The organism is Mesorhizobium sp. P2_D6, assembly GCF_056404315.1.
In genome coordinates this window covers 99,999-120,605 of record NZ_JBFUEG010000016.1, presented here as the reverse complement: position 1 = coordinate 120,605, position 20,607 = coordinate 99,999, and the positions used below count along the sequence as shown (strand labels likewise).

The window sequence follows — 20,607 nt, the reverse complement described above, 5'->3', positions numbered from 1 at the left end:
GGGCAACGTGAGTCTCAGAATGCAACAAGGCCAAGTCCTTCACGGAGGCCGGCAACAGACTTGAGGCAGAATTCCTAGGCTTGCGTCGCGACATCCCGGATAGGGAGCATCGTGTCTTTCACTATCTTCGAATTCCGGAGCCCTTTGGTTTCCCCAACTGGGCTGTCCAAATTTGCCGTCGAAATTTACTTTTTCCGAATTGTTCGGTGCTAGGAGATCAACACGCAGCTACTACTCTAGGGCGGGAGTGAAAGAGTGATGCAGCGTCTGTCAGCCGCAAGGCTCGGTGACCTGTTGGCGGGAGACCTGCGTGTTTTTGGCGGGCCCTCGACGATCGAACCACTTGCCGGCCGTATCAGGGCGGAGCAGGTCAGTATCGTGCTTCGCAACACGCTTCTTGCCATGGTTGCGAACATCCTCAATGCGGCCACTTTTGTCATGGCGTTTTGGGGCTCGCCTGACCAAACCAAAGCCATCCTCTGGGCGAGTGTGATCATCGTCGCCGCTGGTTTCGTCGGCCTAAGAGCGAGATCATCATTTCAGTCCGTCAAACCAAGATCGGTGTCTCGCCGGACAACGCAAAACCTGGTGCGGAACGCCTTCTTGTTCGGCACCTGGTGGGGAGCACTTCCCGTTCTGTTCTTCAGCGGGGCAACAAGTGCCGCCCAGGTCGTCATTACCTGCCTGAGCGCGGGGATGATCGCAGGCGGCGCCGCTTCCTTTTACACGATTCCTATTGCGGCCATCGCGTATACGCTACCGATCTTCGTCGGTTCAGCGGTGGCGATCGTGTGGGTGAAAGACGCGGTCAACCTGCCCGTCGCAATCCTGATGGTGAGTTACGCCATCACGCTGTTTCGTGCCGTGCTTGCTCACGCCTTCGAATTTACCCAGCGCTTTATTCTGCAGGCGGAAAGCGAAAATGCCATTCGCAGGGATGTTCTGACGAGACTGCCAAACCGGTTCAGCTTCAACGAGCGGCTGGAGAACGCGTTGGTGGACGCAAAGCAGTTTGACCAGCACTGTGCGTTGCTTTTGTTCGATCTTAACAATTTTGCCGAGGTGAATGATCGCTTTGGCCGAGCCATGGCGGATGCCCTTTTGGTCGAAGTGGCTGCGAGACTTCGGAGATCGACGCGGGAGAGCGATGGCATTGCCAGATTGGAGGGCGGCGAATTTGCAATAATTGCTACGCGCGATATCAGATCAGATCAGATCAGGTCCTTGGCCAAACAGATCGTAGATGCCATGTGCGCGCCGTTCTTGATCGAAAAGCGCGAAATATATTGCAGGGCCTCTATAGGTATCGCTTTGGCCCCCGCTGACGGTTTGGATACCAACCAACTCCTGCGGTGCGTCGACACCGCGCTATACAGGGCCAAGACGCCGGGGGCGGGCTCCATCCAGTTTTTCAGCCCAGGCGACGATGAAGCTGCTGCAAGGCGCCATGCCCTTGCACGCGATCTCCCATCTGCGCTGGCCAATGACCAGCTTTGGCTCGCATTTCAACCCTTTCTCGACCTCGGGAGCGATCGCATCCGAGGTTTTGAAGCGCTTCTGCGGTGGCAGCATCCGACCCTTGGCCCTATCCCTCCGTCGGAGTTCATATCCATCGCTGAAGAAACGGGTTTGATTCACGCCATCGGACACTGGGTCGTCAAAACAGCTTGTTTGGCAGCGGCGCGCTGGCCGCGCGACTTGCGGGTATCCGTCAACTTGTCGGTAATGCAGCTTAAGAACAAGGCCTTGCTGGATGGAATTGTAGCGGCCTTGGCTGAAGCCGGTTTGGAGCCCCGAAGACTCGAGGTCGAGATCACAGAAACGGTGCTGATTTCGAATTTTGAAGAAACGATTTCGTTATTACAGTCGTTAAGTTCATTATCTGTGACAGTTGCTCTTGACGATTTTGGCACCGGCTATTCATCCCTCACTTACCTCCGTAAATTGCCTCTTTCGCGGCTCAAGATCGACCGATCTTTTGTCCAGGATATGCTGGCCGATGCGGATTGCGCCGCCATTGTAAGATCATTGATTGAGTTGGCGCATGAGCTTCGAATTGAGGTGACAGCCGAAGGCGTGGAAACTCTCGACCAGCTCGACTACCTGCGCCGCGTCGGATGTGATGAAGCTCAAGGCTATTTAATCGGGAAACCTGACCGGATTGACGACATTCCTGGCATTGCTGCGAAGCAGTTTGGTCAGGAGCTAGGTGTTTGAATAGCAGGACCGGCATCTTAACCGGCGATGGTCTGGTTACCTCCTATCTCGATGAGAACGGCCGCCTTGGCCGTCGCCCACGTATGTGACGCTGGCGCGACACATCGAGAAGGCATTGCGTCGAGATTTCGCGATCACGGCCGGAATTGCGCCCGGCTCGGGAAGAAGACGAACCTTGCCTAGGCCGCGTAATCGCCTTTGAGGGCGCAAGAGATGACCGGATTTGAGAGACGAGATGATTCAAAGCGGATTTGCCGCTTAAGCGCTTTATTCAAGTTTTGGGCGTAGATTTCTCCCCAACGGGGTGATCATCCTGCCTGGGGGAAGAGCATGTTGAAAGTCTACACTTGCATTGCGACGCAGCATGATTTGCGTCTGGTTGCGCTGGCCGCCTTCATTTGCGCCCTGGCTTCCTTCACGGCCGTGAACCTCCTCCACCATGTCGGGCGCAGTGAAAGCGAGATGCGACGGATCTGGCTAGCCGTCGCCGCGGTCGCCACCGGCTTCGGCATCTGGGCGACGCATTTCATAGCTATGTTGGCCTTCCAGCCCGCCGTACCGAGCGGCTACAACATCGCCTTGACGATCATGTCGTTGCTGGCCGCGATCGCTTTGACCGGCACGGGTCTCACGATCGGCATCTCGCCACGCGTTCCACATGGACGCTGGATCGGCGGTGCTATCGTCGGAGGCGGCATCGCGGTGATGCACTACACTGGCATGGCCGCATTCGAGATCGCGGGCCGCGTCGTGTGGGATGTGCCGCTCGTCGCCGCCTCAATCATTCTTGGCGGGCTGTTCGGCGCGGCCGCATTGCCGGTTGCCCTTCACTCCAACACGCTCAAATGGAAGGCGCTCGGTGCCCTCGTGTTGACGGTAGCGATTTGCAGCCACCATTTCACCGCGATGGCCGCGGCGGCAATCATGCCAGACCCGCGCATTGTTCTTTCCGCAACGGCGTTGCCCGCGGACTGGATGGCGGCTGGCGTAGCCCTCGTTTCGATCCTCATCATCCTTTTGGCCATCATCGGCCTCGCCCTCGATGTGCGCGATCTCCGTCGCGCTGGCGAGGCAGCGCGTATGCAGGAGCTGGCCGACGCGGCCGTCGAGGGGCTGATCGTGTGCAACGAAACCGAGATCGTGGCAGCCAATCGCAGTTTCGCCGCGCTTGCCTGCGTCGACGGCTCTCAGCCGGTCGGACGCCCGCTCGCGTCCTTCTTTCCCACCGTTTCCCAAGGCGAGTTCACGGGCACTGCGCAAACGCCGCTTGAGGTGGGGCTCCGCGCGACGGATGGCAGCATGGTCCCGGCGGAGCTGATCCGGCACAGCATCCTCTATGCCGGCAAGCCGCATCAGGTGTTTGCCGTGCGCGATATCCGCGGGCGCAAGCGGGCGGAGGAGGAAATTCACTTCCTTGCCCACCACGATCCCTTGACCAAGCTTCCGAACCGCACGAGCTTCAACGAAAAGCTGGAGGCCGAGCTTACGGCACATCTCGACACTGAGCGGTGCCTTGCCGTGCTCTTCCTCGATCTCGACCGCTTCAAGGAGATCAACGACCTCTTCGGCCACCTTGTCGGAGACGCCGTGCTGCAGTGTGTGGCCGAGAAGATCAGGGGCGTCCTTAAGCCCGGGCAAATGGTTGCGCGCTTGGGCGGCGACGAGTTCGCTGTGATTGTTCCCGGTCTGCCGAGCGCGGGCTATGCGACGCGCACTGCTGAGGCCATCCTGGACGCATTCAACGACACAGGCGGCAACCTGCCCGCCGGCGTCACCATCGGCACCAGCATCGGCATCGCCGTATTCCCGAACGATGCACCCGATCGGGAGACGCTTTTGAGCCATGCCGATGCTGCGCTCTATGAGGCCAAAATGCAGGGGCGCGGCCTTTATTGCGTTTTTGAGCCGGCCATGGGTGAGCATCTGCGCGATCGCCGTCAGTTCGAGCACGACATCCGTCACGCGATCTCGCGCAAGGAACTCCGCCTCGTCTATCAACCGCAGGCGCAACTCGTGTCCAACGAGGTCTTCGGTTTCGAAGCGCTGCTCCGGTGGGATCATCCTGAACGCGGCGCCGTTCCGCCGGCCGTGTTCATCCCGATCGCTGAAGAGTGTGGCGCCATTCTAAAGATCGGTGAATGGGTGCTGCGGACCGCCTGCGCCGAGGCGGCAAGCTGGCAACAACCGCTAGCAATCAGCGTCAACGTTTCGGCCATGCAACTCCATGGCGGGAATTTGTCCGAGTTGGTCGGCGCAGTGCTGAAAGAGACCGGTCTCGATCCATTCCGCCTCGAGCTGGAAATTACCGAAACTTGCCTGATCAAGGACATGGGGCGCGCGCTCGCCGCGCTGCGCCAGCTCAAAAGCCTTGGGGTCCAAATCGCAATGGATGATTTTGGCACCGGGTACTCGTCGCTGTCGAATTTGCGGGCCTTCCCGTTCGACAAGATCAAAGTCGACCAGTCTCTAGTGCGGGCGGTCGATAGCAGCGTCGAGGCGGCTGCCGTCATGCGTGCTGTCTTTGGCCTCGCCCGGGGCCTCAAGCTCCCCGTCTTGGCAGAGGGCGTCGAAACGGACGCGGAATTGACCTTCCTTCGTGGAGAAGCCTGTGATGCGATCCAGGGTTATCTTCTCGGCCGACCTTGCCCGATTTCCGACTTCGCTCAGCACACGATCGGCAATGGTAGGGCAGCCGCTTCCCGGCGGCTGGGGAACCACGAACTGCGCGTGATCAAGAACAGCGCGGCTTAATGCGGCAGCGGGTCGCACGCTGCAACGTCACGCGCTGCTACAAGCCGCTCGAGCTGCGGGAGGTGATCGGCAAGGTCACGATCAATGAGGTGAGGGAAAGGTTCGATGCCAGCAGTGCAAGAGCCGCGAGTGCGATGAGCGCAGAGCTATTCCACCCAACCGGAGCAGCACACGATCTGCCTCCGGCACTCGGCGTTGGGAGATCTGGCGGGACGAATAGGAAAAAGGGCCGGCGCCGTTTGGTGGAGGTTGCCTGAAATGGACGCCGGCTAGCTGGGAGTGTACGCAGCACCCTTAGCTGAGTCTTGACGCTAAGTCACCTGCGCCAATTGGGATGGACCGGCCCTCTAGCGGGGTAGGTCAGCACGCGCCGGGCTGACCGGGGGGCTCGGAAGCGAAACATGGCACCGGCTGACGATATACAATACGCCATTGCTAATGCCACCGACCATGTCCCAGTGGCAAAACTGTTCCGGGTCAGCAACCTGGCTTCTCACCCAAATCGACGCCGACGGCGACACCCTGTTCGGCCCGTGCGACCTCGGCTTAGGCTTCCCCGAACTCGCGCATCGGGCGCAGAAGTGCTGCGGCATCAGTTCGGTCTGGTCGAAGGATGCAATCCCGCTTCGACAGGCGGGACATCGATCACGCAGACCGCAACCATGCACGAAGCACGAGATCCGCGTCGCCAGCCGCCAGTCGCAGCGAAAGTACGGAGCGTCATCGCCGGCGAAACACAGAGGGCAGTACTGCATCCAGGTCGAACGGTTCCGCCCGGCTTTCTCGCGCAACGGCAGCAGGAGCGGAGTCAGAACCCGGCCTTCCATCGTCATTGCCGACAACGTTTCCGTCGCAACATCCGCCTGTTGTTGGAGCACGGTTGCGACACCATGCGGTAGCCTGTGGTCGAGGCGGGCCGACCACATCCCCTCGCCGAGCCCAAGGACGCCGGCGAACCATCGCGGCGCGACACCGTTCGCGATCGCGAGGCGGTGGAGCCAGCTTGACAGCAATTCATCGGGCTGTGGGTCAATGGCCATCGGCCACCGATCCCGAACAACGTCCCGGTATCGCTCCCGGACCTCGATCGCAACGCCCGAACCGGCCCTTTGGCCGCTGCTCATAGCAGGGCGTCGCGGAGCCGTGCCTGGCGACGCTTCGAGACCGGGACGTCGATTGCTGCCTTCGTGATCCTTGCCGGATCTTGCCGCCGTGATTGTCGCCGCCGTGACGATGGCGATGATCTCGCCGATCAGTCCTTCGGAGAGTTGGAAGATTGTTCGCGCCAGGGGTTCATCGGACAGATCGGAACCACGGGCGAGCGGCATGGCCCCTTCGAGGCTGTCGAGGAGCGTCAGAAACTCCTCGCCATATTGCCATCGCGGCACTGCGTGCAGGTCGAACCGGCTCGCCATTTCGCTGGTCGCGTTGATGAAGTCGAAGACAGCGACTTCCCCGATCAGGACCGGCGAGATATCGTACTGACGGCCGATCCGTCTTAGGAAGGCAAAGACCGCCTCCGCATCGCGAGTCCGGCCTCGCAGAGCATTGTGGAATTCGTCGAAGATCAGGACTCTCGGCCTCAGACTGTGGAGCAGATGATCGAGTTGCTCGGCCTTACGACCGACATCCCGGCCGTTGCCAATCGGCGCTCGCAATGCGTGCAAGATACTTCCATAGAAATGGGTGAGACCGGCACCCTCGTGCGTTTGAACCACCCATACCCGCTGCTGCTCGGCGGTTTCAGATGTTCGACGGCAAACCGTTCCGCGATCATCGTCTTGCCGTTGGCGTAGGGCCCGAGAAGCATTAGGCCGCGAGTCCGCAACGCCGGCGGCCGGGACAGCAACTCGGCAAGGCGTTCATGCGCTTGGACTGCCACCTTATGTCCGATCCATCGCGGCGCCTGGATGTAGGCGATCCGCTCTTCCATGCTGCGGTCAAGAACCGGGCGAACGTGGTCGAGCAGATGATCCGCCATGTCACCAATCCTCGACCGGCAGGCGGCGTTTCTGACGCACGGGATGATCGGCAGGCGCTGGCGTCGCCGGACGCATCGCATCATAGGGTTTGGGCGCTTCGGCCGCGTGGGTTCGGCGCACGGCATTGCGCAGATCGACTTTTAGAAGGTTTTTGTCCCCCAGCGATCTCCGCGATCCGCCGGCGGAGCGTCACCTTCTCCACTTCCGATCGCGCGTTCGTAGCACGTCGGTGCGTGCGATCACCATCGTGCTCCCATAACGTCATCGGCGAGAGCGCACCATCGCGCCTCTCGACCGCCCGAAACCCTCTGGTCTCCGGATCCCGGACGTAGATGTGGCTAATATCGCGGGGATCGTATCGCACCTCGACCCTCCCCAGCCGGTCTCGCTGCGGAACCAGGCCGCCCAGCCACGGTGAAAAATAGTCCAATGCGAACATGCTGACGCCCTGCGGCGAGATGCGCCTCTCCGTCCCAGGCATGAATGCCAGCAAGACCCCTATAGGATCATCGTCGAAGCGGGGCAAATCGTGCGCCAGCCGGTTCCATTCTGTCGCCGGCACCTTCAATGTCCTCGCGTTTTGCTGAAGGTTATGGTCGATCACCGCAAGCGCGACGCATCGCTCCAGATCGGCGAAGCAGAGACGGGCTCGGCGCTCTGCGGGATATTCGTCGCGGTCCGCTATTAGTGCTCGCAGTCAATGTCTCCCCGGTCCAGTTCCGCAAGGCTGAAGACCTTGTCGGTACCGCTGCGCTGGCCCTCGCCAGGAGCGGTCTCGAGCCGCAACGGCTGGAGATCGAGATCACGGAATCGGTCCTTCTTGCCGGCAACAGCGCTAACGTGGCTGTTCTCGAGCAGTTGCGCGCCCGTGGTATTCGCATTGCCCTCGACGATTTCGGCATCGGCTACTCGAGCCTGAGCTATCTCAGGCAGTTCCCGTTCAGCAGGCTCAAGATCGACCGCTCCTTCGTCCGCGAGATCAATAGCAGCACGGAGTCGCTCGCCATTGTCCGAGCTATCATCGGCCTTGCCACCAGTCTAGGCATCGACACGCCGAGGGCGTCGAAACGGTCTCGCAGCTCGATACGCTGTGTGCCGAACGCTGTGGCGAGTTGCAGGGCTTCCTATTCAGTCCGCCGGTCGCAGCCGAAGACATCGCAGGGGTCATCGGCGCGTTTTTCGAGTATGGGCTGGTGCGTTCAGCCTGATCAGCATTTTAAGGCGTTAAAGGTTGGCAAGTCAGAAGGCCTATGATCTTGAGTACGGGTTCCCTCATGTTCCCTGTCAAGGCTGACGGCTAAAGCATCGGCTGCTTGGGCCGGCGCGCAAAGGAATCTGTGGCTAAAGGTGCACTGAGCTGGCGCTCAGAGACGACAGTTGATCAGATTCTTATCCGCGGGTTGGATATCGCCTTCCGTGTCTTCGTACCGGGGCTCTCCTCGGCCTGGAGGGCGGGCGTCGGGCGGATTTGGCGCGGCCGCATAACTAGCGATGGGAGTCCCCCGCCGTGGCGGGCACTGTGCGGCGGGCTGGGCGTGCGACCTCCCGCCCGATCGCCACCGAATGTCGAGGGCCCGCCAAAAACTCGCAGGTCTCCCCCGCCAGAGGTCACCGAGCCTTGCGGCATACAGACGCTGCTTCCACGCCTGCTAGGCGGTCTCAATATCCAGCAGACACAGATGTCCTTCTCGACCATCGTGTTGGCAACGCTGCAGGATGTACCGTTTCGCCGCCCAGCGCCGAGCGATCACGTGCGGGCGGGAGGGGCATCGGGGGGTACTGACCGTGTCGTTAGCGATAGAGGCCAGCGTCGGCCGCATCCATGCGGGCGGCAGGCTGCGGGCGTTGAGGTGCCGCGACCCTTTCGGCAGCGCCGGAGATTCCAGGTCGGGACTGATTGTGATGAGCGAACGCGAGCAGCGCATCGAGGTTCTGTCAAATGTCATTGAGCGGCGGATGACAGCAGCGTTTAGCCATCGGGTCGTGGTGTTACGGTTATGCTGGGAACTCGGTTCCATGCGTAGCCGGGGCAGGTGCCGGCACCGGCCGGCTCGAGCACTGCATCAAGCCCAAAAACAACCGTCACGACTTCTCTCCCGTCCGCGCGATCCGCCTCCGCGTCGCCTGCTGGCAAGAGGTGCTGGAACTTCGTCGGTCCCTGTGGTTCTGCATGCTGCCTCAACGCCAGAAGCGCCTCGTGTTGACAAAGGCGTCATGCGCTTCCTCGGCGTCCTCAAGAAGCTTGAACTTGTCTTCGGTGCTGAAGAGATCCTTCGCACCAGCCACATCCGAAAGCTCCAGCGCTGCCAACATATCGGGCGCGGTGGCGATATCGTTTAGGCTGCCGAGCTGATCCTGCAGGCCCTTCATCGCCTCGATGAACCATCGATGGCGTTTGGCTTCCGCCTTGCTCTCGTAAAGCGGCTCGAAGAACTCCGCCGCATAGCGCAGCTTCTTTGCGGCGATGCGCACTTCATGGCGAGTCTCGTCATTGGCATCGATGAGACTGCTGCCGCCTTTCGCCACCTTTTTCCAAAGTTTATCAAATACACCGGAGGCGAAATCCCGTGATGACTGCTCGTGCCAGGTTGTGTCCGTTTGGTCGGTTCGCCAGTCCCTGATGGAAATCCACTCGGCGGCATCGATCATCAACGAGCGGGCGCGCACCGAGGAGAGCGATGCTTCGACCGCCGCATAGGCGTCGTCGCGCGCGTCTTGAAGACGGCTTGAAAGAGCCTCGCTCGAAGTGCGGTCGATCATCACGTCGATATTGCGCGCATCGCCAAATTCCGAAGCGAGCCATGTCAATTCTTCGCGCAGGCGGTCGAAACGGCTGTCGTCGAACAGCGACTTGCACATCGAGCACAGCGAGCGCAGCCGTCGCAGCGACACGCGAGCCTGGTGCAGGACCTCGGCATCGCGGGACCAGCCCAGCGCCGTTTCATTGAGACGAAACTGTTTGAGACAGGCCGCTGCGATGCGCGCGAAAGCCGTTGCCGCGCTCATCTCGGACGTGAGTGGGGTCGAAGCCGCGTTCACAGCACCGGGCGCCGAGCCAAGTAGACGATAGCCCCGTTCCGCTTTGCTCAGCACCCCGAGATGCGCCGGTGTGATCAAGTCGACTTTCCGGGCGAGCGCAAACAGCGCTGTCGGTGAGCCCGCCTTCTTTTCCAACTCGATCTCGCATAGCGGCGCCTCGCGATCGGCTGCAACGACCTTGCCAAGATCCAAAGCAACTTCGATCGTAGCGTCGCCATCCATCACATTCCAGGAATACCGTTTGACGTGAACCTCGAACACAGGCGCGAGGCTTGGGCCAGCCCCTGCAAGCAGGTCCTGGACCTGCGGATCGTCAAGTATCGGTGTATCGCCGGCAACCGGTCGCTCCCATTCCTGGCGTGTGAACGATCCGGCCGCGGCGCCATCGCTGGCTTTGAGGGTTTGGATCTTTTCATTTCCCGATTGCCGAATGCGAAGCGACAGGCCACGCTCGGACAGATCCCGTCCGCGGGTGTCGAAATAGATGGATCTCTGCTGAAGAATGGTGGGCGAAGACCCGAACGGATTTTTCTTGAGGAGCGATCCCGCACCCGACCGCGAAAGCTCGAGCTTCAGTTCCGTTTCCTGCATGATGTCCTCGCGCCGCGTCGCTTCACGGCAATCGAAGGGGTCCCCGCATGGTGCGTCATAAAGCTGTCACAAACAACCGCCCGCCTCGAGCAACTGCGGCCAGACCTCGAACCGGCGACCATAATGCGCGAGACGGAACCACACTTCTCAGTCCTCGTTGATCCTGGGATGCGGGAGAAGGACACAGAGATGGCTACCAAGGAAAAGAAAGAAGAGAAGCAGGCGAGCCGCGTGGTGAAGGGGCAAGAGCTGGAGGTGGAGCACCTGACGGAAGTTACCGACGTCTCGCCGAAACAAGCGCGCGATTTGTTGCGTAAGCATGGTGCCGACTGGCCCAGGCTCAAAGATGAAGCCGAAGATTTGAAGGAAGACTGAAATTCTCGGCGCGGCTTCTTCTTTCTGTCTCTCCGCCTCATTGCGGAGCGGCACTGACCGGCCTGGCTGGTTATGTCAGCGAAGGGCCGCTTCGCCCGTATTAGACAGCGGGCCAGCCGGAACGCGCGCTGGCGAGGCGCCTCATGAGCGTGAATTTAGCTTCAGCTAATAAAGGCGCTCTGCTAGACTTGCTAGTGGGGAGCCAAGGGACGGAGTGTCTCCTAATGGATGCGACCGAATTGCAGGCGATCAGCGACGCTCTGATGCGGATCGTGACGCCGGATATGACGCCCAAGCAATTGATCAAGGCGGCACGGAAAGAGCGCCCGAACGCGTCAAAGAAAGACATCGCCCGCGCGGCGTTCTTCTCGATTATCGCCAATGCCGACCAAGACCACGGAAAGGTCAAGAACCTACAGGCCTTCGCCATAGCCGAGCGTCTAGACGGCGGCTCTTGATCAGGAGCATGGCGCTTGCGCCCAACCAATGCCGACCGAATAGCAATCCGCGAGCAACAGATTGAGATTTGCCGCGACATGATCGAATCGGAAGCGTCACACGATTGGGGCGATGCCGTTCAGTTGGCGCGTTTCTCTCCCGATATCATCGAGGAATACAAGCGCTTGATCGCCACTCTGCAACTTATTGCGGACGGGCTGAGAAACCTCGAAACCAGCGAATGAAACAGGCGTCGCGCGATAGGCCGAACTCCTATACGCGTTATCGCAATGCATTGGAGAAAGCAGCGTGCCGTCGAGATCCTTCGAGAAGGACGTTCAGATACCGCTACAGCATCTTGCTGCCGCGACGTTGGTGCATTGGCAGGAGATCCCCGAAGCGGTGCGCTGCGCGATTGTCGAGACGGCGACAAGCGGTGCATTCTCCGACTTGCCGCGAACCACCTTATTGCATGAACAAATCGCGCGGCTTGTCCGCTACAGCGGGGAGAACCGCGACTAATGCCCACCGGACCCAGAGGACAAGAAGCGCCGAAAACCGTGAGGCCGACGTCATTGCGATGCGGTCGGGCAGGCAAAGCCGTCCGACCAGATGGAAGAAGACCGGCGCCAGGTTCCTGAGCGTAGAGAACTGTCCTCCGGTCTCGGTTGCATGAAGCAATCAGGCGGCCTTGCGTTCCTTCAAAGCCTTGTCAAAGGCATCCTTGATCGGCTTGGATACGTCCTCGCTAGCTCTCAACATCAATGCCTGAATGGCCTTGGCCTGCTCGGCGGACTTCTCGATCTGTTTGCGCAGGAATGCGGTCTGCAGTTCGAAAAACTCGGACGGCGACTTCACGGCAACCAGTGCTTCGAGGAGCGTGAAGCCGGCTTCGGCATTGGCTTGCAGAGCGGCAATCGTCTGCAGGAGCATCTCGTTGCCGGTGGTCTTGGCCATTTCAAAGGTCGACTCGAAAGCCCCTTGAGTCGTTTCGGCGTCCGAGCTCAATTTGGAAAATACTTCCTTCGACTGCTCAACGCTTTGATCGGCGACAGCGCGGATTTGGCCGGCAACCTTGGACGGGTCGACGGTAGGGAATTCGACGTTCTCGATCGTTTCAGTCTTGCCGGTGATCTTGGACATTCTTTCCATCCTTTTCCAGGGGCGACCGCAAAGCAAAGCCGCCTCCTTCATCTACGAAATCGCCGCAACGGATTTATGAAGCTGCCATGAATTTGCGCGAGCGGGCTGCCCCGGTGCTGCGCGAATGGAGATCAGCGAGGACATGACCACAGAGCCGGGATTCCTTGGCGCCCCGGCACTCCAAATGTCCCGTTGCGACCCGTTTGACGACTCTCACGCGATTCGCAGCCACGGTCTGCTTCGGGTCAAGCCTGCCGTTAGATGTTCTCCGAACGAAGGGCAGAGAAGGGTCGACTGCAGCCCTTGTATGCCTTGTCGAGTCTGGACAGGGCCGGGTCAACCAGAACCAGGCCAGTCTCGGATTGCTAATCGCCGCCAACACCTCGCTTATGCCCATGGCTGGCCGACCGTCGACCAACTGGGCGAGCGGGAAGACATGTTTGCGACCGCCCTTGCGCAGCGCCACAACTTCGCCCTGCGCCGCTGCCAGCGATGCAGCGTCGAGCGAGGGATGCGGAATTTCTCCTCCAGATAGGTCGACCCGGCAACCTCACCGGCCCAGTCTTCGATGAGCACCACCTGGAGGTCGGAGGCGCGATCGGCAATGTGTCTGGATACAGGCTTCCCATCCGTCGGTGCGGTGCTTTCACAGGCGCAATCAGACGCACCCGAATCGCAGCGGGAGATCCTTTTCGCCATCATGCCGAAGAACTCGGAGGTGAGCGCGGGCAATCGCCTCTGAACGAGCCGAGCGCGAGCCACTGAGGCTGTGGCAGGAAGGGAAGCGCGGCAGCAACGCTCCCGGCGATCATGCTGGCGGAAACGAGCGCTTCTGCGTCCAGGGAGAAGCCGCGCTGCATCAATCCCTTTTATACCGTCTGGGTCATTCATGATCGACTTGAACGCCACGCAGGCGGCAAAGCGGCTACAGCGAATTGACGGCCCAGGGGAGGGATCGCGCCAGATAAATAACCTTGGCCGGCTTCAAGTCTGCTTCGACGTTGAGCCAGTTCCACTCGACATGATCTTGTCCTGGATTGCCTAGGCTTTCTAGGAAGCATGCTTGTCGGCTCTAAGATCTTAGAAATCCCGGAACACCAACGGTGACGTGCGGTCAGGCGACTCGGTTGGACGGCTTGGCGGGGAAGAGTTCGGCGTCTTGTTACGCGGCGTGCGCAAAGAGCAGGCCGGTACGATTGCGGAGAACATCCGTCGGCTTATTGAAGGCCTTCCTCGGGTCAAAGGGCAACAAGACGGCGTGAAGGTGACTGTCAGCATCGGAGGCGCAGAGATCGCTCGCGATGCAGACACTCAGGATGTCCTGCGCACTGCCGGACGCTGCCTTTTTGAAGCGAAACAACGCGGGTGCGGAACCGCGTTTCGTTCGACTATGAAGCAGCCAAGTTGCGGGTCGTGACACCGTAGCCGGTCGCGTGGGGGCGGCGGAAAATGCACCCGGCAGGCTGTTTGCACCGACAGTGGGGCGGCTTCTAGTGGCGCGCGGGTGCCGGCAGAGGAGGAGGGCGGGCGGGTTGCGGTGGCGGGTAAAGGTCCGGGAGAGAGTCTTCCGGCGCCCGCCGAGGAGCGACACCCATGACCCAGATGGAAATTCATACGCCCAAGCGCACCGAGCGTGCCGGTTACAAGGTCGACGTCAGCCGCGGCCAGCGCATCGGCCGCGTGTCGTCAGAATGGTTCAACCGGCCGGCGGACGAGCGATACCTGTCACTCACCGACCTGCGGAATTCGGTGAAGAGCGGGTCGGAGCGCAGCAAGACCCGCATCGTCGAAAGTGAGCTGATCCGCGTCGAGGCCAGCCGCGACGATCCGGCGCGCCTGAGGCTGATGTTGCCCGATGCGTCGGCCCCAGTTGCCCCCACGCATTGGAGTTTTGGCCAACTCGCCAGCCGGGTCGGCGCGCCGGCCACCTATCTGCGCCAGCTACCGGCTCCGCTCGCGGCGATCAACCTACAGCATGGTCTCCTCAACCATCGCGCCGAGCAGGTTAAGACGCTGGAGATCGAGAACGGACGCCTCGAGTTGCGGGCGGTAACAGGCCCTGACTACGGCAGAATATTTGACTCAGAGCTGGTGGACGCCGTGCAGAAGATCGCCGGCAACGGTACCGGCGACACCCGCTGGAAGGTGCCTGGTGTGCTCGACTGGTCGACCGGTATCTACAATCCGCACGTCGACATCTCCCGCGACACCACGACGCTCTATGCGTCAGATCGCGATGTCTTTGTGTTCCTCGTCGACGATCTGAACCCGATCGAGGCCGGGCGGCTGCCGAATGGGGAACCGGATCTCTATTTCCGGGGCTTCTACTGCTGGAATTCCGAGGTCGGAGCCCGCACCCTCGGGATCGCCAGCTTCTATCTGCGCGCGGTTTGTCAGAATCGCAATCTGTGGGGGGTGGAAGATTTCGAGGAAATCACCATCCGCCATTCAAAATACGCGGCCTCCCGTTTCGCCCTGGAAGCCGAGCCGGCCCTGATCCAGTTTGCCGATTCCTCGCCCATGCCGTTCGTCAACGGCATGAAGACGGCGCGGCAGCGGATCGTTGCGAGAGACGACGAAGATCGCCAGGGCTTCCTGCGCAAGCGGGGCTTCTCCAAATCCGAGACCACGAAGATCATCGATACTGTTCTCCTTGAGGAAGGCAGACCACCGGAATCGATCTTTGATTTCGTGCAGGGCATCACGCGGGTCGCGCGCGACAAGCCGCATCAGGATGTCCGCTTGGAAATGGAGGGCAAAGCCAAGAAGCTTCTCGATTTTGCCAACTGATCGGGCAAAGGCCGGCGGCGAAAACTTTCGTCGCCCGGCCTCGTCTCCGGACCGTCTCCATCAATCCCAGGGCGGCCCGCCGGGCTGCTCGGTCGCGTGAGATCCGCGAGCCGGGGCCAAGGGGCGCGAGGCCTGGAGGCAGAGGGGGGAGGGGAGGGTTTTTGACGGGCTTGGAGGTTCGGGGAGAGGCCCCGGGCCGCCCGTCATGGAGAACCTGACCATGGCAAAGAACGCCATTCAGAAGATCGCGATGAACGCTGCGGAGAATATTCCCTATGACAAGCTGATGCTGTCGCAGAAAAATGTCCGGCGCATCAAGGACGGGGTGTCGATCGAGCAGCTGGCCGAAGACATCGGACGGCGAAAGCTGATCCAGAGCCTGAACGTCCGTCCCGTGCTCGAAGGCGAGGGCGAGGAGACCGGCACGTTCGAGGTACCCGCCGGCGGCCGGCGTTATCTCGCGCTCGGCATCCTCATCAAGCAAAAGCGCCTGGCGAAGAACGAGCCGATCCCCTGCATCGTCAACCGCGGGCAGGAGACCTCGGCCGAGGAGGATTCGCTTGCCGAAAACCTGCGGCGCGCCGACCTGCACCCGCTCGACCAGTTTCGGGCCTTCAAGACACTCAGCGACCAGGGCCTCGATCCGGACGAGATCGGCGCCCGTTTTTTCGTGTCGCCGGCCACAGTGAGACAGCGTCTGCGGCTGGCCTCGGTGTCGCCGAAACTTCTCGATCTCTACGAGAAGGACGAAATCCGTCTCGAACAGCTCATGGCGTTTTCGATCTCGGACGATCACGCGCGCCAGGAGCAGGTCTGGGAGCGGATTTCCAGTTCGCACATGCAGGAACCATATTACATCAGACGCCTGCTGACGGAGACGACGGTGCGGGCCGATGATCGCCGGGCCGTCTATGTCGGTGCCGACGCCTATGAGGCGGCCGGCGGCGTCATCCTGCGCGACCTGTTCGAGCAGGATTCCGGCGGCTGGTACCAGGATGCCGCACTCCTCGAGCAGCTTGTCTTCGACAGGCTGAAGGTGGATGCCGACGCGATCCGCGCCGAAGGCTGGAAATGGGCCGAGGCGGCGATCAGCTTTCCCTATGGCCACACCTCCGGCATGCGGCGCATCTACGCCGAGGCGCAGGAGCTCAGCGCCGAAGAGATCGCACGCTACGATGCGTTGAAGGCTGAATATGACAAGCTGGATGCGGACTATGCCAAGGCCGAGGATGCCGACGAAGCAATCGAGGCGAAGCTCGACCAGCTGGGTTCTGATCTCGATGCGATCGATGATCGTCCTCAAAGCTACGATCCCGCCCAGAAGGCCACTGCCGGTGTGTTCGTTACCCTTGCCGCGAATGGCAAGCTCCAGGTCGACGCCGGTTTCGTGCGGTCCGAGGACGAGCCGCGGACCGAAACCGGCGATGTCGATGAGGGCGAGGAAGGAGGCGCTGCCGGCGGAACCCGCTCCAATGGCGACGACGATTGCGACGGTGTTGTCGTCAACGGCAAGCTGGTGAACGACGCCTCTGGCGACGACGGCGAGGACGACGGCATCAAGCCACTGCCCGATCGGCTCGTCTTCGACCTGACCGCGCAGCGGACGCTGGCACTGCGCAACGCACTCGCCGGTGACGTCGACATCGCCTTCGTCGCCGCACTCCATGCCTTCGTCCTGCAGGTTTTCTATCGCTTCGCGCCGGACACGTGCCTGGAGATCAGCCTGAAGAGCGCCAGCTTCAGCCAGGTCGACGGGCTTGCCGAGACATCCTGGGCCAAGGAGATCGCCGAGCGGCACGAAGCCTGGGACCGCGACTTGCCCGATGAAGCGGAAGCCCTGTGGGACTTCCTCCTCGGTCTCGACGAAGCGAGCCGAAAGGCGCTGTTCGCGCATTGCATCTCGCTGACCCTCAATGCGGTGGTCGAACCCTGGAACAGGCGAGTGAAGGCGCTCGATCATGCAGACGTGCTTGCACGCTCGCTCCAGTTCGACATGGTCGACGCCGGCTGGACGCCTACTGTCGAGTTCCTCGGGCGACTTACCAAAGCGCGGATCCTGCAGGCTGTCCGTGAAGCCCGTGGCGCAGACTCCGCGCAGCTGATCGACCACATGAAGAAGGACATCATGGCCCGCGAAGCCGCCCGTCTTCTCGAAGGATCGAACTGGCTGCCCGAGCCGCTGCGCCTCGAGGTCGATCAAGTGGCTGCCGATGCTGGTGACGCGGTCCCCGGCAACATGTCGGACGAGGCGGCTCTTGACGGCGATGCCGCCGAGCTGCCGGCCTTCCTTGCCGACGATGCGGATCAGTCCTCCGACAAGCCGGTGACATTCGACGGCGACGAAACGGACCAGCTGCAGGCCGCCGAATAATCAGGCTCCCGCTCCGAACGGGTCCGGCACCTCCGCCGGACCCGTTCCAGTTGCAACTCACTCTCAAGCCCGGGATCGCCATGGTGCGCCCGGGCGCTTTCGTTTCATGGAGGTTCACATGTTCGATTGGAACAGAAGCTGCTCCTATGACGAGCAGCAGAAGAGACGCTTCCACACGAACCGAACTTTGCCCTGCCGCAGGGAAGCTTTGACCTGCGCTCAAACAGGGCGGGCATGGCCGTTTCCGGTGAGATTACCCTGCACCATGAACGCGCCTACATCCAGGTCGGCCAGTTCGGAATGTCCTCAGGTCACGGCATCCTGATACGCACCTGCAAGGGGCGCAAGGACTACACCGGCGGATCCAATCATTTCGTCGCACTTGGTATGCTTGAGGACATTCCGGCGCTCGCGGCGGCTGTCCGTGCCATCACCGGGGTTGGTCGAGACGCTTTGCGTTCCTCCAATCACCGCGCCGCCTGAATCCGCAAGCCCCATCGACGCTGATGTACGCGCCGACCGCAAGGTCGAACAGTCGACACCCACAACACCATCACGCAGTTGCGATGACGCGGTCATGCCGCGCGTGGCCTACCTGCGTTCAGGAGAGCCCCATGACCTCACATCCACCCTTCAGGAAGGTGCTCGACGGCGTCGCCACCCGCGAGCAGATGTTCCAACTGTTCAGCCGACACAAAGACACACCCGGCATCGATCCGCTTTCCGGCACACCCTATTCAGGCGAGTGGTTCCAGATTCCCGCGTCAGAATACCACTTCATGCTCGATTTGCTGCCGCCGCTCTTCATGCGCACCGGCATGTTCGGCATGTCGGAGTTCAAGGCCGGCAACGTGACCAGCGTATTCTTCGCGATCCGGATCCGAGGCCGCGAATGCTGGTTCCACGGCTTTTGCGACCTCACGGATCGGCAGTCCCCAGACAAGATGCGAGCCGCCATTATCGCCCACGAGACCGGCGCGAGCGACAGCATGACTCGCGAGGAAAAGATCGAGGCGATCTGGAACATAACTCCTGTCGAACTCAGGGGGATCCCCCGCAATGCAGAGCCCGAGACCGGGTGGGCCGAACATCGCGGTAAACGCACAATTCTCGTTAACGCCGGAAGGCATGATGCTGTCTTCAAGCGGCTCGATGATCTGTCGGATCTCGAGATTGACGAGCTCCTGTCCTCCGCGAGATCAAGCCAGAGCTCCAAGAAGGGAGGCGACGATAGAGGTTATCCCTGAGAGCGCCGCTCGGAAGCGAAACGTCCCTATAGCATGGTCCACCTTCTCCACTGAAATGGGCGCGCATCGGACTGGCTCGACGATATGATCGCCGAACAATACTTCGGATCAGGACCTGCCGCGCGGGATGTATCCGGCATTGCGCAAGGCGCCGATGAAGAGGCTGGCCGGGCCGGCGATACTCGTTCTGGCCTGCATCGGCAGCGGCAGAGTGTTCCAGTCCTCCAACGGAGCGATAAAGCTGGAGAAAGTGCCATTGACCATGAAATGGCTGATGGCCGCGCCCTGCTTGTCCAGCGCAAGAATGCCTGTCTGGTTGCTTGGATATCGGACGGCGGCGATCCGCTGCATTTCAAAGTCGCCATCGATGCGCAAATCAAAAATCAGGACGCCGTGGCTTCTGATGGCAATTTCTGCGACTTTTTCCGTGAATCCAAGAGGAAGCGCACGAACGCTTTCGACTGCCATCCCGAAAACAATCGCGTCCAGCTCATCCGCCGCCATGAGAAGATTTGCACCCAAGAAAATCAGGATTGCAATCGATGCAGCCGGTTGTGCACAGTCCATCGGATGCCGGCGGCTGTTAGTCCCTTGTGCGTTTGCCCGCCGGCAACGAATGATGGCGTGGGCGGCGCTCGATGCGGGGAGGGGTTCTTTACCGAACCTGGAGCATGCGAGCCTTGTCAGCGTGTCGAAATTTTTCAGCTGCCGGTGGATCGAGCGAAGTGGCGCCTATGGATGGCGGGCATGGATGCGCTCTGGAGGTCGCGTCAAATGAGACCTCGGCTCGCAATAGACTGTTTGCGTCGCGGTGATCGAGCCAGTCCCCGAGATCAGTGGAATCTCGCTTGCTCGTCGCTTGCCTTCTCCAATAAAGCTCTGCAAGAGCGATAAGATGCCTAGGCGCAGGATACTCGCTAACGCGAAACAGCGACTTGGCTTGCAAGTCGTCCTCACATCAAGGAAGGGACTATGAAGCGCCAGATCCGGCCATTTATCGTGGAACTGAAACAGAGGCGCGGTAAGCAGAAGCCAAGCCATTCGATCTGGGGCGATCTCGACCTGTCCAAGATTGCCACGGAGATGACGCAGCCGGGCTATGCTGCTCCGCTCCCAAATTCGGAGGTCATTGACTTCAGTATAAGACCACTTGATGCTGAAGAAGGGGATAAACCACAAGCGGAGTATATGATGGCCGATTTTCAGGACGCTCAGACTGTTCAGACGACAGTAGCGCCAGCCAAAGTGGAAGTGCCTGAATCGAAGAAGAAAGTTCCGCGAGCAAAGAAAGCGAAGTCAGAGCTCGTAAAGCCGGTCCGCAAGAACGGAGCGAAACCTGCGCCCCAGGCGGCCGAACCTGCGGTGGCAGTGAAGACCGCCCGGAAGACCTACTCTGAGAAAGAACGCGCCCAGAAGCTCGCCCAGATCGAGAAGTCGATCGCTGGCGGTGCGACCAGCAAGATTGCGGTCGGCCAGGCCGGCATATCGGAGCAGACCTACTATTATTGGAAGAGGGCTGTGGCGCCCGCTTCGGACAGCGGCGATCTCCGTGATCTTGTCGCGCTCGAAGAAGAAAACAAGCGCCTCAAGAACCTGCTTGCCGACCGTCTGCGCAAGGAAAATGCCGAGCTCAAGAACAAGCTGGGCCTTGCGTAAGACATAC

Annotated in this window: 19 protein-coding genes and 4 pseudogenes; 14 read left to right on the top strand and 9 right to left on the bottom strand. The window is 60.7% G+C overall.

What is annotated here, in order from left to right; translation table 11 throughout:
* Positions 1 to 258 precede the first annotated feature (258 nt).
* The 3 genes and pseudogenes from AC1D1L_RS26655 to AC1D1L_RS26645 all read left to right on the top strand — a co-directional run.
* Positions 259 to 2,217, top strand: a complete 1,959-nt coding sequence (locus AC1D1L_RS26655) for a putative bifunctional diguanylate cyclase/phosphodiesterase (protein WP_477344292.1) — start codon at positions 259 to 261, stop codon at positions 2,215 to 2,217.
* A gap of 330 nt (positions 2,218 to 2,547) precedes the next feature.
* Positions 2,548 to 4,968: a bifunctional diguanylate cyclase/phosphodiesterase gene (locus AC1D1L_RS26650; RefSeq protein ID WP_136620264.1), complete on the top strand. Its 2,421-nt coding sequence runs from the start codon at positions 2,548 to 2,550 to the stop codon at positions 4,966 to 4,968.
* 438 nt (positions 4,969 to 5,406) lie between these two features.
* A pseudogene (locus AC1D1L_RS26645) lies at positions 5,407 to 5,487 on the top strand (hypothetical protein); the annotation flags it as partial.
* 143 nt (positions 5,488 to 5,630) lie between these two features.
* On the opposite strand, the pseudogene AC1D1L_RS26640 reads toward AC1D1L_RS26645, so the two are convergent.
* The 3 pseudogenes from AC1D1L_RS26640 to AC1D1L_RS26630 form a co-directional block, all read right to left on the bottom strand.
* Positions 5,631 to 6,008: pseudogene (locus AC1D1L_RS26640) on the bottom strand (TniQ family protein); the annotation flags it as partial.
* Between the two features lie 80 nt (positions 6,009 to 6,088).
* Positions 6,089 to 6,949: pseudogene (locus AC1D1L_RS26635) on the bottom strand (TniB family NTP-binding protein).
* 1 nt (position 6,950) lies between these two features.
* Positions 6,951 to 7,635 (bottom strand): annotated as a pseudogene (locus AC1D1L_RS26630) (Mu transposase C-terminal domain-containing protein); the annotation flags it as partial.
* Between AC1D1L_RS26630 and AC1D1L_RS26625 the strand changes: the two are divergent.
* On the top strand, positions 7,518 to 8,204 hold the full coding sequence (locus tag AC1D1L_RS26625) for an EAL domain-containing protein (RefSeq protein ID WP_477344284.1): 687 nt from the start codon (positions 7,518 to 7,520) through the stop codon (positions 8,202 to 8,204). The pseudogene AC1D1L_RS26630 and the gene AC1D1L_RS26625 sit on opposite strands and share 118 nt — an antisense overlap.
* A 924-nt stretch (positions 8,205 to 9,128) precedes the next feature.
* Here AC1D1L_RS26625 and AC1D1L_RS26620 read toward each other — a convergent pair.
* On the bottom strand, positions 9,129 to 10,580 hold the full coding sequence (locus tag AC1D1L_RS26620; RefSeq protein ID WP_477344283.1) for a CYTH and CHAD domain-containing protein: 1,452 nt from the start codon (positions 10,578 to 10,580) through the stop codon (positions 9,129 to 9,131).
* Positions 10,581 to 10,769: 189 nt separating this feature from the next.
* Between AC1D1L_RS26620 and AC1D1L_RS26615 the strand changes: the two genes are divergently transcribed.
* The 4 genes from AC1D1L_RS26615 (at position 10,770) to AC1D1L_RS26600 (ending at position 11,915) form a co-directional block, all read left to right on the top strand.
* Positions 10,770 to 10,955 carry a hypothetical protein gene (locus AC1D1L_RS26615; protein ID WP_199201365.1) on the top strand — a complete coding sequence of 62 codons (186 nt, stop codon included), beginning with the start codon at positions 10,770 to 10,772 and terminating at the stop codon, positions 10,953 to 10,955.
* Between the two features lie 224 nt (positions 10,956 to 11,179).
* Positions 11,180 to 11,413: a hypothetical protein gene (locus tag AC1D1L_RS26610; protein ID WP_477344282.1), complete on the top strand. Its 234-nt coding sequence runs from the start codon at positions 11,180 to 11,182 to the stop codon at positions 11,411 to 11,413.
* A 15-nt stretch (positions 11,414 to 11,428) separates the two neighbouring features.
* A complete protein-coding gene (locus tag AC1D1L_RS26605; protein WP_477344281.1) occupies positions 11,429 to 11,638 on the top strand; it encodes a hypothetical protein in 210 nt (69 codons plus the stop codon).
* Between the two features lie 64 nt (positions 11,639 to 11,702).
* Positions 11,703 to 11,915 carry a hypothetical protein gene (locus AC1D1L_RS26600; RefSeq protein ID WP_199201362.1) on the top strand — a complete coding sequence of 71 codons (213 nt, stop codon included), beginning with the start codon at positions 11,703 to 11,705 and terminating at the stop codon, positions 11,913 to 11,915.
* Between the two features lie 159 nt (positions 11,916 to 12,074).
* Here the strand turns inward: AC1D1L_RS26600 and AC1D1L_RS26595 are convergent, their stop codons facing one another.
* The 4 genes from AC1D1L_RS26595 to AC1D1L_RS26580 all read right to left on the bottom strand — a co-directional run bounded on the left by AC1D1L_RS26595 (position 12,075) and on the right by AC1D1L_RS26580 (position 13,348).
* Positions 12,075 to 12,536, bottom strand: a complete 462-nt coding sequence (locus AC1D1L_RS26595; protein WP_199201361.1) for a phasin — start codon at positions 12,534 to 12,536, stop codon at positions 12,075 to 12,077.
* Positions 12,537 to 12,609: 73 nt separating this feature from the next.
* Positions 12,610 to 13,002, bottom strand: a complete 393-nt coding sequence (locus tag AC1D1L_RS26590; RefSeq protein WP_477344279.1) for an antitoxin Xre/MbcA/ParS-like domain-containing protein — start codon at positions 13,000 to 13,002, stop codon at positions 12,610 to 12,612.
* A complete protein-coding gene (locus tag AC1D1L_RS26585; RefSeq protein WP_477344278.1) occupies positions 12,924 to 13,268 on the bottom strand; it encodes an antitoxin Xre/MbcA/ParS-like domain-containing protein in 345 nt (114 codons plus the stop codon). Before AC1D1L_RS26585 ends, AC1D1L_RS26590 begins: the two co-directional genes overlap by 79 nt.
* On the bottom strand, positions 13,235 to 13,348 hold the full coding sequence (locus AC1D1L_RS26580; protein ID WP_477344291.1) for a hypothetical protein: 114 nt from the start codon (positions 13,346 to 13,348) through the stop codon (positions 13,235 to 13,237). The genes AC1D1L_RS26585 and AC1D1L_RS26580 overlap by 34 nt, the downstream gene beginning before the upstream one ends.
* A gap of 296 nt (positions 13,349 to 13,644) precedes the next feature.
* Between AC1D1L_RS26580 and AC1D1L_RS26575 the strand changes: the two genes are divergently transcribed.
* The 5 genes from AC1D1L_RS26575 (at position 13,645) to AC1D1L_RS26555 (ending at position 18,944) form a co-directional block, all read left to right on the top strand.
* Positions 13,645 to 13,953, top strand: coding sequence for a GGDEF domain-containing protein (locus tag AC1D1L_RS26575; protein ID WP_199201360.1), 309 nt, complete (start codon positions 13,645 to 13,647; stop codon positions 13,951 to 13,953).
* Positions 13,954 to 14,129: 176 nt separating this feature from the next.
* Positions 14,130 to 15,326 carry a DUF932 domain-containing protein gene (locus AC1D1L_RS26570; protein WP_477344277.1) on the top strand — a complete coding sequence of 399 codons (1,197 nt, stop codon included), beginning with the start codon at positions 14,130 to 14,132 and terminating at the stop codon, positions 15,324 to 15,326.
* Positions 15,327 to 15,546: 220 nt separating this feature from the next.
* Positions 15,547 to 17,697, top strand: coding sequence for a ParB/RepB/Spo0J family partition protein (locus AC1D1L_RS26565; RefSeq protein WP_199201358.1), 2,151 nt, complete (start codon positions 15,547 to 15,549; stop codon positions 17,695 to 17,697).
* A gap of 234 nt (positions 17,698 to 17,931) precedes the next feature.
* On the top strand, positions 17,932 to 18,180 hold the full coding sequence (locus AC1D1L_RS26560) for a hypothetical protein (protein WP_477344276.1): 249 nt from the start codon (positions 17,932 to 17,934) through the stop codon (positions 18,178 to 18,180).
* A gap of 83 nt (positions 18,181 to 18,263) precedes the next feature.
* A complete protein-coding gene (locus AC1D1L_RS26555) occupies positions 18,264 to 18,944 on the top strand; it encodes a DUF1419 domain-containing protein (RefSeq protein ID WP_477344275.1) in 681 nt (226 codons plus the stop codon).
* A 108-nt stretch (positions 18,945 to 19,052) separates the two neighbouring features.
* Here the strand turns inward: AC1D1L_RS26555 and AC1D1L_RS26550 are convergent, their stop codons facing one another.
* A complete protein-coding gene (locus AC1D1L_RS26550; RefSeq protein WP_199201356.1) occupies positions 19,053 to 19,448 on the bottom strand; it encodes a hypothetical protein in 396 nt (131 codons plus the stop codon).
* 468 nt (positions 19,449 to 19,916) lie between these two features.
* On the opposite strand from AC1D1L_RS26550, the gene AC1D1L_RS26545 reads away from it, so the two are divergent.
* The gene (locus tag AC1D1L_RS26545; protein ID WP_244748466.1) at positions 19,917 to 20,600 is read left to right on the top strand and encodes a transposase; all 684 of its coding nucleotides are present in this window, start codon (positions 19,917 to 19,919) and stop codon (positions 20,598 to 20,600) included.
* Positions 20,601 to 20,607: the final 7 nt, after the last annotated feature.